This window comes from Nocardia canadensis, assembly GCF_032656385.1.
Classification (GTDB): domain Bacteria; phylum Actinomycetota; class Actinomycetes; order Mycobacteriales; family Mycobacteriaceae; genus Nocardia; species Nocardia canadensis.
Window position 1 is genome coordinate 1,643,832 of the sequence record NZ_JAVCWB010000010.1, and the last position, 15,023, is coordinate 1,658,854.

Annotated in this window: 2 protein-coding genes (1 of these 2 only partly in view); both read right to left on the reverse strand. The window is 70.4% G+C overall.

Annotation, left to right across the window (positions count from 1 at the left end; genetic code table 11):
• A protein-coding gene (locus tag Q7X29_RS30785) for a non-ribosomal peptide synthase/polyketide synthase (protein WP_316576131.1) crosses the window boundary here: on the reverse strand, nt 1-13,836 show its 5' portion. Its footprint begins 30,486 nt before the window's first position; 13,836 of the gene's 44,322 nt are visible here — the first part of the coding sequence; its start codon is at nt 13,834-13,836; the stop codon falls past the left edge of the window.
• Between the two features lie 389 nt (nt 13,837-14,225).
• Nucleotides 14,226-14,996: a precorrin-4 C(11)-methyltransferase gene (gene cobM, locus Q7X29_RS30790; RefSeq protein WP_316576132.1), complete on the reverse strand. Its 771-nt coding sequence runs from the start codon at nt 14,994-14,996 to the stop codon at nt 14,226-14,228.
• Nucleotides 14,997-15,023 lie beyond the last annotated feature (27 nt).

Consider the following 15,023-nt stretch of genomic DNA (forward strand, 5'->3'; position numbering starts at 1 on the left):
CAGCGGGTGGTGGGCCTGCGAGCGGGTGGGGCTGAGGACGTCGACGAGGCGCTCGAACGGCACGTCGGCATTGGCGAAGGCCGACAGGTCGACCTTGCGGACCTGGTCGAGCAGGTCGCCGAAGCGGCCGCCGAGGTCGACCTCGCTGCGCAGCACCAGGGTGTTGACGAACATGCCGACGAGGTCGTCGAGGGTGCGCTCGCCGCGGCCCGCGATCGGGGTGCCGATGGCGATGTCGGTGCTGTTGGACAGGCGCGCGGCCCAGGTGGCCAGTGCCGCGTGCATCACCATGAACAGGGTGACGCCGTGCGCGCGGGCGATCTCGGTCAGCGCGCGGTGCAGGTCGGCGTCGACCGAGAAGCGGTACAGGTCACCGGCGTTGGTGGCGATCTCGGGGCGCGGGCGGTCGGCGGGCAGCTCGATCTGGTCGGGCAGGTCGCGCAGTTGCTCGGTCCAGTAGGCGATCTGGCTCGCGGCGACCGACTCGGGATCGGACTCCTCGCCGAGCACCTCCCGCTGCCACAGCGTGTAGTCGGCGTACTGCACCTCGAGCGGAGCCCACGCGGGGACCTCGCCGCGGACACGCTCGGTGTAGGCCACGACGACGTCGCGCAGCAGCGGTCGCAGCGAGAACCCGTCACCGCTGATGTGGTGCATGACCAGCACGGCGACGTGGTTCCGGTCGTCGACGCGCAGCAGGCTCGCGCGGAACGGCACCTCGCGGGTGACGTCGAAGTGCACGCTCGCCAGCTCCACCACGCGGGCGACGACCTCGTTGGCGGTGACCGGCTGGGCGGGCAGCGCGAAACGTACCTCGTCGGCGGGCAGGACCTGCTGGTAACCGGCGCCCTCCACCTCCGGGTAGAAGGTGCGCAGCGACTCGTGCCGCGCGGTCACATCGGCGATGGCCGCTTCCAGCGCGGCGACATCGAGGTCGCCGGTGAGCCGGATCGCGACCGGGATGTTGTTGACGGCGGTGCGGTTGTCGAAGCGGTTGAGGAACCACATCCGCTGCTGGGCCTGCGACAGCGGCACCAGCTCGGGCCGCGGCTGCGGCACCAGCGGGATACGCCCGCCGCGACCGGTGGCGGTCTCCACCCGCGCGGCCAGCGAGGCCACGGTCGAGGCCTCGAACAGCGCGCGCAGCGGCACCTGGGTGTCGAGCGCCTCGGACAGGCGAGCGGCGACCCGGGTGGCCACCAGGGAGTTGCCGCCGAGCTCGAAGAAGTCGTCGTCGAGGCCGACCTGACCCGCGCCGAGGACCTCGGCGAAGGTGGCGGCGACGATCTGCTGCACCGGGGTGACCGGCGCCTGGAAGGTGCGCGCGGCGAACACCGGCGCGGGCAGCGCCTTGCGGTCGAGCTTGCCGGAAGCGTTGAGCGGGAAGGCGTTCAGCACCACGTACGCGGCGGGCACCATGTAGACGGGCAGTTCGGCGCCGAGGGCGTCCTTGACCGCGTCGGTGTCGACGGTCGAGCCCTGCTGCGGGATGACGTAGGCGACCAGCTGATCGCCGGTGCGCTCGTCGGCACGGACCACGACCACCGCCTGGGCGATCTGCGGCAGCGCGGTGAGCGCAGACTCGATCTCGCCGAGCTCGATGCGCAGACCACGCAGCTTGACCTGGAAATCGGTGCGGCCCAGGTATTCCAGCTCGCCGTCCGGCGTCCAGGTGACGAGGTCACCGGTGCGGTACATACGCTCGCCGGGAGCGAACGGGTCGGCGACGAAGCGGTCCATGGTGAGGTCGGGCCGACCCACATAGCCGTGCGCCAGCTGCACGCCCGCGAGATAGAGCTCACCCGCGACACCCACCGGAACGGGCCGCAGACGCGAATCCAGCACGTACAGACGGGTGTTGAACACCGGCGCGCCGATCGGCACGGTGTCGGCGTCGGCGTCGGTGACCTCGTGATAGGTCACGTCGACCGCAGCCTCGGTGGGGCCGTACAGGTTGTGCAGCGCGGCACCGGTCAGCTCGCGCAGGCGCTGCGCGGTCGGCGCGGGCAGCGCCTCACCGGAGGCGAACACATTACGCAGCGAGACACATTCCGCGGCAAGGGGTTCGGTGACGAACACGGCCATCATCGACGGCACGAAGTGCACCGTGGTGACCTGCTCGGCGGCGATCAGGCGGGCCAGGTAGGCCGGGTCGCGATGCCCGTCCGGCTTGGCGACGACCAGGCGCGCGCCGACCTGCAAGGGCCAGAAGAACTCCCAGACCGACACGTCGAAGGTGGCGGGGGTCTTCTGCAGCACCACGTCGTCGGCGGCCAGGCCGTAGGCGGCGTGCATCCACACCAGCCGGTTGACGATCGCGGCATGGCTGACCGCGACGCCCTTGGGGCGACCGGTCGAGCCGGAGGTGAAGATGACGTAGGCGGTGTTGTCCGAGCGCAGCGGACGATGCCGGTCGGCATCGGTGACCGGCTCGGCCGACTGGCCGGACAGGTCGAGCTGATCGATGCGCACCTCGCGCCCGGCCACGCCGGGCAGGCTCTCGCCGGAGGTCAGCACACACACCGGCTGCGCGGTGTCGAGGATGTGCTCGATGCGTTCGGCCGGGTGGTCGGGGTCCAGCGGCACATAGGCGCCACCGGCCGCGGACACGGCGTACATGCCGACCAGCAGGTCGATCGAGCGCCGCATGCCCAGGGCCACATACGATTCCGGGCCGACGCCGGCGTCCTTGAGCCAGCGCGCGAGCCGGCGCACGCGGATCGCGAACTCGGCGTAGGACAGACTCGTCCCCTCGAACGTGAGCGCGGTCGCGTCGGGCGTGCGCGCGACCTGCGCCTCGAACAGGGCGTTGAGGGTCGCCGGGTCGTCGTCGCTGGGGGTGCTCAGCGCGGCGTCGACGGCGAACTCGGTGTCGTTCCAGCGGTCGAGCACCAGGGTGCGCTCGGCGTCGTCGAGCAGTTCGATGTCACCGACCGCGACCGACGGATCGGCCACGATGCCGGTGAGCACACGCAGCAGACGCGCGCCGAAGGTGGTGGCGAAGCCCGCGTCGAACAGATCGGTGGCGTAGACGAGTTCGGCGTCCATGTGGCTGTCGTCGTCGGCGGGCACCTCGCTGAGCGCCAGCTGCAGATCGAACTTGGCCACGTGCTGGTCGATGCCCAGCTCGGAGACGGTGAGGCCGGGCAGTTCCAGGGTGGTGCGGCCCAGGTTCTGGAACGAGAGCATCACCTGGAACAGCGGGTGGCGCGCCTGCGAGCGAGCCGGGTTGAGCACCTCGACCAGGCGCTCGAACGGCACGTCGGCGTGCGCGAAGGCGGCCAGGTCGTGCTCGCGGACCCGCGCCAGCAGCTCGGTGAACGAGGCCGCCGGATCGACCTGGGCGCGCAGCACCAGGGTGTTGACGAACATGCCGACCAGGTCGTCGAGAGCCTGCTCGCCACGACCGGCGACGGGGATGCCGACGGCGATGTCCTCGGTGCCCGACAGGCGCGACAGCAGCACCGCGAAGGCGCTGTGCACCACCATGAACAGCGTGGTGCCGTGCTCGTGGGCGACCCGGTTCAGCGCGTCGACGAGCTCGCCCGGCACCTCGAAGCGGTGGGTCCCCGCCTGGTAGGTGGCCTGCGCGGGCCGCGACTTGTGGCCGAGGCGCAGCTCGTCGGGCAGATCGGCGAGCGCGCCGCGCCAGTAGTCGAGCTGCTCGGAGATCAGCGAGGTGGGATCGGTCTCCTCGCCGAGGGTTTCGCGCTGCCACAGCGCGTAGTCGACGTACTGCACCGCCAGCGGCGGCCAGCCCGGCTCCGCGTTGGCGGTGCGCGCCACGTAGGCGGTCATCAGGTCGCGCACCAGCGGGCGCAGCGAGAAGCCGTCGGAGGCGATGTGATGGACCACCATCACCAGCACGTGCTCGCGCTCGCCCAGCTCGTAGACCCGCAGGCGGACCGGGGCCTGCGCGGTGACATCGAAACCGCGGCGGGCGAACTCGTAGAGCGAGATCGCCATGTCGGTCTCGTCGGCCTCGACCAGTTCCAGCTCGGGGATGGAAACGGCGGCGGCCAGCACCTTCTGGTAGGCGGTGCCGTCGTGCGAGGGGTAGACGGTGCGCAGCGACTCGTGCCGCGCGATGACGTCGGCGACCGCGCCACGCAGCGCGGGCAGGTCCAGCAGGCCCTGCAGACGGACCGCGACCGGGATGTTGTAGGTGCCCGCGCCGCCGGAGTCGCCCAGGTCGAAGCGGTTGAGGAACCACATGCGCTGCTGTGCGAGCGACAGCGGCGGGTGCTCGGGCCGCGCACGCGCGGTGAGCTCGGCGCGCACGCCGGTGCCCGCGTGCGATTCCACCCGGGCCGCGAGCGCGCCGACGGTCGGCGCCTCGAACAGGGTGCGCACGCCCACCTCGGCGTCGAGAGCCTTGCTCAGGCGGGCCGCGACCTGGGTCGCGACCAGCGAGTTGCCGCCGAGAGCGAAGAAGTCGTCGTCGACGCCGACGCGCTCGGCACCGAGCAGGTCGGCGAAGATCTCCGCGACGATCTCCTCGATCGGGGTCGAGGGCGCGCGGAACACCTTGGCCTCGAACACCGGCGCGGGCAGCGCCTTGCGGTCGAGCTTGCCGGAAGCGTTGAGCGGGAACTCCGCGAGCACGACGAGCGCGGCGGGGACCATGTACGCGGGCAGCTCGGCGGTGATGCCCGCCTTCACCGCCGCCACGTCGATGCTCGAATCCGCTTCGGGCACCACATAACCCACGAGCTGATCGCCCGCGTGCGCGTCGGCGCGCACGACGACGACCGACTGCGCGACGCCCGGCTGGGCGAGCAGGGTCGCCTCGATCTCGCCGAGCTCGATGCGCAGACCGCGCAGCTTCACCTGGAAGTCGGTGCGGCCCAGGTAGTTCAGTTCCCCGTCGCGGGTCCAGGTGACGAGGTCGCCGGTGCGGTACATCCGCGAACCGGCCGCGCCGTACGGGTTGGCGACGAAGCGGTCGGCGGTGAGGTCGGCCCGGTTGAGGTAGCCGACGGCGAGCTGATCGCCCGCCAGATACAGCTCACCCGCGACACCGGGGGCCACCGGATGCAGACGCGAATCCAGCACGAACACCTTGGTGTTCCACACCGGACGACCGATCGGCACCGACTCCACGTCGGTGTCGACCACCTCGTGATAGGTGACGTCGACCGCGGCCTCGGTGGGGCCGTACAGGTTGTGCAGGCGGGCCCCGGTCAGCTCGCGCAGGCGCTGCGCGGTGGGCGCGGGCAGCGCCTCACCGGAGGCGAACACCTGACGCAGCCGCACCGCGTCGCCGTTGCCGTTGCTGCCCAGGGTGGAGACGAACACCGACAGCATCGACGGCACGAAATGCGCGGTGGTGATGCCGTGTTCGGCGATGATCTGGGCCAGGTACACCGGATCGCGGTGGCCGTCGGGCTTGGCGACGACCAGGCGAGCGCCGGTCTGCAAGGGCCAGAAGAACTCCCACACCGACACGTCGAAGGTGGCGGGGGTCTTCTGCAGCACCGCGTCGGCGCCGTCGATCGGGTACTCGTGCTGCATCCACAGCAGGCGGTTGACGATCGCGGCATGGTCGACCGCGACGCCCTTGGGGCGGCCGGTGGAACCCGACGTGAAGATCACGTAGGCGGTGTTGGTGGCGCGCAGCGGCTGCGTGCGCTCGGCGTCGGTGATCGGCGCCGAGCCGAAATCGGCGGGCGAGGCGATGTTCTCGACCGCCCGCACGGTGACGCCGTCGGCCTCGAACGCGTCGCGGCGGCTGGTGAGCACCAGTTCCGGCCGCGCGGTCTCGAGGATGTGGCCGATGCGGTCGGCGGGCTGGTCCGGGTCGAGCGGCACGTAGGCCGCGCCTGCCTGCAGCACCGCGTACATGGCGACGACCAGTTCGGTGGAACGCCGAATGGCCAGAGCCACATGCGCACCGGGGCCGATGCCGTCCGCGATCAGCCTGCGGGCGATGCGGTTGGCGCGCTCCTGCAGCTCGCGGTAGGTCAGCCGCTCGTTCTCGAAGACCAGCGCGACCTCGTCGGGGGTCCGCTCGACCTGCGCGTCGAACAGCGAGACCAGCGTGCCGGCGGGCACCGGGCGCGCGGTGTCGTTCCAGTCGACGAGGACCTGCGCGTGCTCCTCGGGCGCCAGCAGATCGATGTCACCGACGGCGACCTCGGGATCGGCCACGATCGCGGCGAAGATGTTGTCGAGCCTGCGCGCGAACGCGGCGACCGTCGACTCCTCGAAAAGATCGAGGGCGTAGGAGAACTCGGCCGACATGCCGCCGGCCTCACCGTCGGTGTCCTGCACCTCGGTCAGGGTCAGCTGCAGGTCGAACTTGGCCAGCTGGGAGTCGTAGTCGATGCCGCTGACCGACAGGCCGGGCAGTTGCAGCGAGGCCTGCTTGTTGTTCTGGAACGACAGCATCACCTGGAACAGCGGATGGCGCGCCTGCGACCGCGGCGGGTTGAGCACCTCGACGAGCCGCTCGAACGGCACGTCGGCGTGCGCGAACGCCTGCAGGTCGGTCTCGCGGGCCTGGTCGAGCAGGGCCGCGAACGGGGTCGCGCCCTCGACCTGGCTGCGCAGCACCAGGGTGTTGACGAACATGCCGACCAGGTCGTCGAGGGCCTGGTCGCCACGGCCGGCCACCGGGGTGCCGATGGCGATGTCGCTGGTGCCGCTGGCGCGGGCCAGCAGCACGGCGAGCGCGCTGTGCATGACCATGAACAGCGAGGCGTTGTAGCGGCGGCCCAGATCGACCAGGGCGCGCTGGGTCTCGCCGGAGATGACGAAGCTGTAGGTGCCGCCACGGTAGGTGGCCACCGGCGGACGCGGGTGGTCGGCCGGGAGCACCAGCTCGTCGGGCAGATCGGCGAGTTCGCGGGTCCAGTAGTCGATCTCGGAGGAGATCAGCGACTGCGCGTCGTCCTCGGAGCCGAGCACCTCGCGCTGCCAGAGCGCGTAATCGGCGTACTGGACCGGCAATTCGGCCCAGGTCGGCGCCTCCCAGGAGGTGCGCGCCGCGTAGGCGACGATGACATCGCGCGACAGCGGCGCCATCGACCAGCCGTCGGCGGAGATGTGGTGCACCACCATGCCGAGCACGTACTCGGTCTCGCTGATCTCGAAGAGCCGCGCGTGCAGCGGCACTTCGCTGGTCACGTCGAAGGCCATCGAGGCCAGGTCGATCAGATGATCGATGAGGTTGTCCTCGGTGACCCGGTACGGGGTCAGGTCGGGGACGATCTGCGCGGCGTCGAGCACCACCTGCACCGGGCCGTTGCCCGACTCGGGGAACACGGTGCGCAGCGACTCGTGCCGGTCGATCACGTCGATGACGGCGACCTGCAGCGCGGCCACGTCCAGGTCACCGGAGAGCCGGATCGCGACCGGGATGTTGTTGACCGCCGAGGCGGTGTCGAAGCGGTTCAGGAACCACATGCGCTGCTGGGCCAGCGACAGCGGCACCAGCTCGGGCCGCTCACGCGCGACCAGTGCCTTGCGGGCACCGTCACCGGCCTGCGACTCCACCCGCGCGGCCAGCGCCGCGACGGTGGGCGCCTCGAACAGCATGCGCACCGGGACCCGGGTGTCCAGGGCGATGCCGATGCGGGAGGCGACCTGGGTGGCGATCAGCGAGTTGCCGCCGAGTTCGAAGAAGTCGTCCTCGACACCGACACGCGAGAGCTCGAGCACGTCGGCGAAGACCTGCGCGACGATCTGCTCGATCGGGGTGGTCGGGGCACGGAACTCGCGCACCTCGAACACCGGCGCGGGCAGCGCCCGGCGGTCGAGCTTGCCGTTGACCGTCAGCGGGATCGCGGCGAGCACCATGATCGACGACGGCACCATGTAGGCGGGCAGGCGCTGGGCGACATGCTCGGTCAGCGCGGGCACATCGATGGAGCTGCCCGGCACCGCGACGACATAGGACACCAGCGAGGTGCTGCCACCCTTGTTCTTGTGGCCGATGCTGATCGCGAAGTCGACGGTCTCGTGCGAGGCCAGCGCGGAGTCGATCTCGCCCAGTTCGATACGGAAACCGCGGACCTTCACCTGGAAGTCGGAGCGGCCGACGTATTCGACATTGCGGTCGGCGGTCCAGCGCACCACGTCACCGGTGCGGTACATCCGCAGGCCGGGCGCGTAGGGGTTGGCGACGAAGCGGTCGGCGGTCAGCGCGGCGCGCGCGTGGTAGCCACGTGCCATGCCGACGCCGCCGATGTAGAGCTCACCGGCCACGCCGACGGGCACCGGGCGCAGCCGGTCGTCGAGGATCAGGGTGTGGACACCGCGGATGGGTCCACCGATGACGACCCGCTCCCCCGGGATCAGGCCCTCGGACAGATTGGAGGCGATGGTGGTCTCGGTCGGGCCGTAGACATTGCCCAGCATGCGGCGCGCGCCGTCGGGCAGGCGCACCGCCCACTTGGTGACCAGCTCCGGCGGGACCGCCTCGCCACCGGCGGCCAGGACCCGCAGGTGGTCGAGGCCGCGCGCGTCGAAGGTGGCCAGCGCGGCCGGGGTGACGAAGGCGTGGGTGACTTCCTCGGTGATGAGGATGTCGCGCAGTTCCTCACCGCCGTAGACACCCGGCGGGACCACCACGAGCGTGCCGCCGCGACCCAGCGCCAGCAGCAGTTCCAGCACCGACGCGTCGAACGACGGCGAGGCGAAATGCAGTGCGCGGGTGTCGGAGTCGAGCGAGTACAGGTCGATCTGCTCGGCGCAGAAGTTGGCGACGCTGGCATGGGTGACCACCACGCCCTTGGGCACACCGGTGGAACCGGAGGTGTAGATCAGGTAGGCGGGCTGGGCCGGATCGGTCGGGCGCACCAGCTCACGCGGAGCCAGCGGCGCGTCGGAGATGTCGTCGAGATCGATGTCGTCGACTTCGAGCCAGCGCACCGAGGTGGGCAGCTCCTCGGCCTCGGAGGTGACCGTGATGCCCACGGAGACACCGGCATCGGTGATCATGTGCGCGATGCGGTCGGCCGGGTAATTCGGGTCGACGGGCACGAACGCGGCACCGGTCTTGGCGACCGACCACACCGCGAGCACCGACTCCAGCGAGCGCGGCACGGCGACGGCGACGAAGTCCTCGGCACCCAGGCCCTGCTGGATCAGCAAGCGCGCCAGCTGGTTCGAGCGGCGATCCAGCTCGCCGTAGGACACGGTGGTCCCCTCGAACACCACGGCGGTCGCCTCGGTGTCGCGGGCGGCCTGCGCCATCAGCTGCGGCAGGGTGCGCGCGACCGCGGCCGGCGCGCCGTAGCGGGTGACCAGGTCGGTGCGCTCGGCGTCGTCGAGCACGTCGATCGCGCCGACGGTGACGGCGGGGTCGGCCAGGATCGCGTCGAGCACGCGCCGCCAGCGCAGCAGCAGTTCCTCGACGGTCGACTGGTCGAACAGGTCGACGGCGTAGGTGAGCACGCCGGTCATGCCCGACAGCGAGCCGGTGCTGGTGTGCTCCTCGGTCAGCGTCCACTGCAGGTCGAACTTGGCCATATCGACCTCGACCTCGTCGGCGTCGACCGACAGGCCGGGCAGTTCCAGGGTGCCGTGCGACATCTCCTGGAACGACAGCACCACCTGGAACAGCGGGTGCCGCGCCTGCGAGCGCGACGGGTTGAGCACGTCGACGAGCCGCTCGAACGGCACGTCGGCGTTGGCGAACGCGCTCAGATCCGTTTCCCGTGTGCGGGCGAGGAATTCACTGAACGGCTGGGTGGGGTCGACATCGGACCGCAGCACCAGGGTGTTGACGAACATGCCGATCAGGTCGTCGAGCGCCTGCTCGCCGCGGCCCGCGATCGGGGTGCCGACGGCGATGTCGGTGGTGCCGGACAGACGCGCGAGCAGCACCGCCAGCGAGGCGTGCATCACCATGAACAGGGTGACGCCGTTGGCGCGGGCCAGCGCGGCCAGCTGCTCGTGGGTCTCGGTGTCGATCTCGAAACCGACGCGGGCGCCGCGGAAGCTCTGCTGCTGCGGACGCGGGCGGTCGCTGGGCAGGTCGAGCTGATCGGGCAGGCCGTCCAGCGCGCGCTGCCAGTAGTCGAGCTGGCGCGCGGCCATCGACGTCGGATCGCTTTCGGCGCCGAGCAGTTCGCGCTGCCACAGGGTGTAGTCGCGGTACTGCACCGGCAGCGGCGCCCAGCCGGGCGCCTCACCCGCGGAGCGGGCCAGGTAGGCGGTGGCGACGTCGCGGGCCAGCGGGCCGAAGGAGAAACCGTCGGCGGCGATGTGGTGGACGACGAAGGCGACCGCGAATTCCGGTGTGCCATTGGTCGTTCCGCCGGTCACCTGGTAGATCCGCACGCGGATCGGCAGTTCCAAGGTGACGTCGAAACCGGTGGAGGCGAACAGGATCAGCTCGTCGTGCAGCAGCGACTGATCGATCGGGGTCACCGTGATGCCCAGATCGAACTCGTCGGCGGGCAGCACCTGCTGGAAGCCGCCGTCGGCGTCGGGGAAGATGGTGCGCAGCGATTCCTGGCGCACCACCACGTCGTTGAGCGCGGCGATCAGCGCGTCGACATCGACGCGACCCTTCATCCGCACCACGAAGGGCAGGTTGTAGGTCGGCGCGGCGGGGTCGAACTGGTTGATGAACCACATCCGCTGCTGAGCCAGCGACAGCGGCACCTGCTCGGGATGCGGCAGCGCCACCAGCGGCGGGCGAGCGGCGGAAACATCGGCGGGAGTGACGGATTCGGCCCGCGCGGCCAACCCGGCCACGGTCGGGGTCTCGAACAGCGCGCGCACCCCCAGCTGGATGCCGAAGGCCGCGCCGATGCGGGCCACGACCTGGGTCGCGACCAGCGAGTTACCGCCGAGCTCGAAGAAGTTGTCGTCGGCGCCGACTCGCTCCTGGGACAGCACATCGGCGAAGATGCCGGCCACGATCTGCTCGGACGGCGTGCGCGGAGCACGGAAATCGCCCGCGGCGGCGGTGAACACGGGCTCGGGCAGGGCCTTGCGGTCCAGCTTGCCGGAGGTGTTGAGCGGGAACGCGTCGAGCACCATGATCGACGCGGGCACCATGTAGCTGGGCAGCTTCTCGGCGACGAAACGGGTCAGCGTCGCCGGATCGGCGGACTGGCCCGGCGCGGGCACCACATAGGCCACCAGCTGCTGGCCGGTGGCGGTGTCGACCACCAGCACCGCGGCCTGGCTGACGCTGGGATGCGCGAGCAGATCGGTCTCGATCTCGCCGAGCTCGATGCGCTGACCACGGAACTTCACCTGGAAGTCGGTGCGGCCGATGTACTCCAGGACGCCGTCGGCGTTCCAGCGCACCAGGTCACCGGTGCGGTACATGCGCTCACCCGGCGCGCCGACCGGGTTGGCGACGAAGCGATCCGAGGTCAGATCCGGGCGGCCGCGGTAGCAGCGGGCCAGCTGACGGCCCGCCAGATACAGCTCACCCGGTGCGCCGATCGCGGCCGGGCGCAGCCGCGAATCCAGCACGTACACTTCGACATTCCACTCGGGGATACCGATCGGCACCGTCACGGTGTCGGCCTCGGTGGCCTCCCAGTAGGTGACCGAGACCGCGGCCTCGGTCGGGCCGTACAGGTTGTGCAGGCCCGCGGTGGAGATCGCGCGCAGACCGGCGGCCGTCTCCGGCGGCAGCGCCTCGCCGATCACGAAAACCGCACGCAGCGTTTCACATTGGGCCTGCGTGGCATGGGAGACGAAGACCGTCAGCATCGACGGCACGAAGTCGGTCACGGTGACGCCGTGGCGTTCGATCATGTCCGCGACATACAGCGGATCACGGTGGCCGTCGGGCGAGGCGATGACCAGCTTGGCGCCGACCATCAGCGGCAGGAAGTAACCCCACAGCGACACGTCGAAGGTGGTCGCGGTCTTCTGCAGGTAGACATCGTCGGCGGTCAACCGGTACTCGTCGAGCATCCACAGCTCTTGGTTGACGATCGCGTGATGGGTGACCGCGACGCCCTTGGGTCGACCGGTCGAACCCGAGGTGTAGATGACGTAGGCCGTGTTGTCCGGGCGCAGCGGCGCCAGCCGGTCGTCGTCGGTGATCGGGGTATCGGCGAACGCGGAGGTATCGAGGGTGTCGATCTCCACCCGGGCCACCGTGCCCGGTAGGTCCAGGTCATCACCGGTGGTGGTCAGCACGCAGACCGGTGCCGCGGACTCGAGGATGTAGGCGGTGCGGTCGGCCGGGTGATCCGGGTCGATCGGCACGTACGCGCCACCGGCGCGCAGCACCGCGTGCATACCGATCACCAGGTCCAGCGAACGGCGCATGCCCAGCGCCACCAGCGACTCCGGGCCGACGCCGTCGGCGATCAGGAACCGGGCCAGGCGGTTGACCCGCGCGCCGAACTCGGCGTAGGTCAGGGTCGCGCCCTCGAAGTCCAGGGCGATGTTGTCCGGGGTGCGCGGGATCTGCGCGTCCAGCAGCGCGGGCAGCGTGGTCGCGGGGACCTCGTGCGCCGAGTCGTTCCACTCGGTCAGCGAGCGCTCCAGCTCGGCGGCGCCGGTGACCGGCAGCGACCACACCGGCAGCGCGGCGTCGGCGGCCAGGAAACGATCGAAGAACTCCAGGAAGCGGGCGTGGTGGGTGGCCGCGTCGGCCGCCGAGTACAGGTTCGGGTTGGTCTCGAAGTCGATGTGGGAGCGGGTGCCGCCGTGCGACTGATAGAAGTTGACGCCCAGGTCCTCGATCGAACCGGTGGAGAGCACGTTGAGGGTGCCGTCCATGTCGCCGAAGCGCAGCTCGTTGTCGAACAGCATGATGTTGACCCACGGGCCGAAGAACTCCGTGGCGACCATGCCGTCGCCCGCCGAATCACGGCGGATGTCCTCGTGCCGGTAGCGCTGGTGCCGCAGCGCGCCCGAGACCTCGGTGGTGACCGAGCGCAGCAGCTCGGCGACGGTGGTGTCGTGGCCCACGCGCAGGCGCAGCGGCACGATGTTGGAGGTCACACCGCCGGAACGCCGCATGATCGCGGTGGTACGGCCGGTCACCGGAAGACTCAGGATGACGTCGGAGGTACCGGTGATCTGCGCCAGATACGCCGCGAAACCGGCGATCAGCAGGGGCGCCGAGGTGGTGTCGTGGCGGGCGATGGCCTCGCTGAACAGCTCGTCCTGGGCGGGGCTCAGGGCGGCGCTGGTGACATCGTTGACCGGCGACGGCGGCGCCGACCGGCCGGTGAGGCTGCTGCCCTCTTCCAGCCCGGCGACGCGCTGGGCCCAGTGCGCCTTGTCGGACTCGAAGCGCGAGCTGTCGCGGTAGGCGATCTCCGACTCGTAGAGCGCGCGCAGGTCGGTGGCCTTGTTCTCCGGCGCCTCGGTGCCGGTGACGGCCGCGGTGTAGAGCTGTGCCGTGCGGGTGACGAAGTTGTTGGCGCCGAAACCGTCGAGCACGATGTGGTGGACGCGGGCATACCAGTACCAGCGCTCGTCCTCGAGCTGCAGCGCCGCGGCCTGCACGAGACGGTCGTCGACGATGTCGAGCGGGCGGCTGTACTCGGCGCGCATCCACGCCGCGGCGGCCGCCTCGGGATCGGCTTCGCCACGCAGGTCGACGTAGATCAGCGTGTCGTCGAGGGTGAGGTCGACGGTCTGCATCGGTTCGCCGTCGATCTCGACGATGCGCAGGAAGCCCGACTGCTGCTCCGCGGCGGCCTGGGAGCTGACCCGCTCGAGCACCGGGACATCGAGCCGGCCACGCAGGTCGACGAACTGGGCGATATTGATCGGCACCTGTGGGTCGACATGCTGCGCGTACCAGATACCCAGCTGTGCGGGCGAGAGCGGGAAGTACTCCGCAGAGTCTCCACGTCCGTCACCAGTTTCGCCGTTTCCGCCGAAATCCAGCCGGTCCAACCCAAACCTCGCTTCCGGAACACCTGGGCAGGCGCTCCCCGACGACACCGGAACGCAGGCGCCTCAGCTGTAGAACTAGCGTGGCGCCTGCGTCTCGGGTTCAGTTCTCGAAATCAATCAGGCAAAAAATGTCCATTGGCACTATCTGTCAGGCCGTCCGGTCTTGTTACATGGCCGAGACCATGCCCACGTCCGTCGGACCGGCAGCGCCGGTGTGCTCGTCGCAAACCATCGCACCAATCTACCGGTGCGCTCGCCCGGCAACCAACCACGTCCATAGCTGCGCGGCATAGGCCCAGGTAGGCCGTCGCCACCCCGTTAGCTGACGCTTGTCTGCGCCCTCACATCGTCGCGAGAGGACCGCCGCGCCACGGGGAATGAGGCGTGGCTCACACCGACCGGTCTGTCCCAGCGGGCTCGCGCACGCGGGCCGGGTCGTAGAGGTGGGACTGGGCGCAGTCGATCGAGGGGGTCAGGGCGCGGCCGACCAGGATCACGGCGGCTCGGCGCAGGTCGGCGGCTTCGACCTGGTCGGCGATATCGGTGAGGGTGCCGCGCAGGATCAGCTGTTCGGGCTGGCTGGCCCGGTAGACGACGGCGACCGGGCAGTCGGGGCCGTACTCGTCGATCAGTTCCGCCGCGAGGACCCGGAGGCGGGTGATGGCGAGGTGCAGGATCAGAGTGGCGCCGGTGGCGGCGAAGGCGGCCAGGGCCTCGCCCGCGGGCATCGCGGTCGAGCGAGCCCGGGTACGGGTGAGCACGACCGACTGGACGACCTCGGGGACGGTCAATTCGGCGCCCAGGGCAGCCGCTGCGGCCGCGTAGGCGGGGACACCGGGGGTGATGTCCCACGGGACGCCGTTGGCGTCCAGGCGGCGAGTCTGCTCGGTCAGCGCCGAGTAGATCGAAGGGTCGCCCGAACAGAGCCGGGCGACGTCGTGGCCCGCCCGATGCGCGCGGACGAGGCGGTCGGTGATCTGGTCCAGGTCGAGATGCTGGGTGTCGATCAGTTCGGTGCCGGGCGCGCAGTGGGCCAGCACCTCGGGGTCGAGGTAGGTGCCCGCGTACAGGCAGACCGGGCTCTCGCGCAGCAGCGTCACCGCGCGCACCGTCAGCAGGTCGGCCGCGCCGGGGCCGGCCCCGATGAAATGCACCGTCATGCCAGCAGCCTAGATCGCGCGTGCCGC

Coding starts and splice junctions, on each gene's coding strand:
- cobM (WP_316576132.1), bottom strand. CDS start 14,996: ATGACGGTGCATTTCATCGGGGCCGGCCCCGGCGCGGCCGACCTGCTG.